The sequence below is a fragment of the Vibrio sp. 1249-1 genome (genome assembly GCF_033340495.1).
Genome location: NZ_JAWOWJ010000609.1, coordinates 1 through 670 on the forward strand (window position 1 = coordinate 1; position 670 = coordinate 670).

The window sequence follows — 670 nt, forward strand, 5'->3', positions numbered from 1 at the left end:
ACACTAAGAAGGTGGCATGACGGAACATGAAGTGGAACGGCTGATCGGTCAATCGTGAGCTGATTGGGAAAGACGCAGAGGTCACCATAATCAAACCAGTCAACATCAAACCCAACGCAATCCACACCAACTGGCGATCAAACAACGCTTCTGGCGCTGGATGCTTAAGCCAATTACCAATGTTGTGTTTAACGTTACTTAAACCCACGAAACGAGTAACCTTTAGTTATGCATATTTCTGAGCAAGAACAGCAAATGCATCGCCTCTTGCCATAAAATTGTCGAATTGATCAAAGCTAGCACATGCGGGAGACAGCATCACCATATCACCGGATTTTAACTGCGAAGATATTTGTTGAATCACATCTTCCATGGTGTTGAAACGGATTGCTGACTCATGTAGTGGCATAAAATCATCACCGTCTAGACCAAAACAGCACAGTTGTAGGTTAAGCGTTGCAAAGATCGGTTTTAATGGCGTGAAGTCCGCGCCTTTACCGACACCACCAACGAGCAGATAAAGTTTACCGGTCGACTCTAATCCTGATAGCGCAGCCATAGTGCTTGCGATATTAGTTGCTTTAGAGTCATTCACCCATTTTACGCCACGATTATCCGCAACCACCTGGCATCGGTGTGTCAGTCCAGTGTAATTTTTAAGTGCATTCAA

Annotated in this window: 1 protein-coding gene and 1 pseudogene; both read right to left on the minus strand. The window is 44.8% G+C overall.

Annotation, left to right across the window (positions count from 1 at the left end; genetic code table 11):
- Window positions 1-208, minus strand: a pseudogene (locus R7Z50_RS27915) (cell division protein FtsW); the annotation flags it as partial.
- Window positions 209-226: 18 nt separating this feature from the next.
- Window positions 227-670: glutamate ligase domain-containing protein (locus tag R7Z50_RS27920; protein ID WP_318149809.1), on the minus strand; the 444-nt coding region annotated here is incomplete at its 5' end.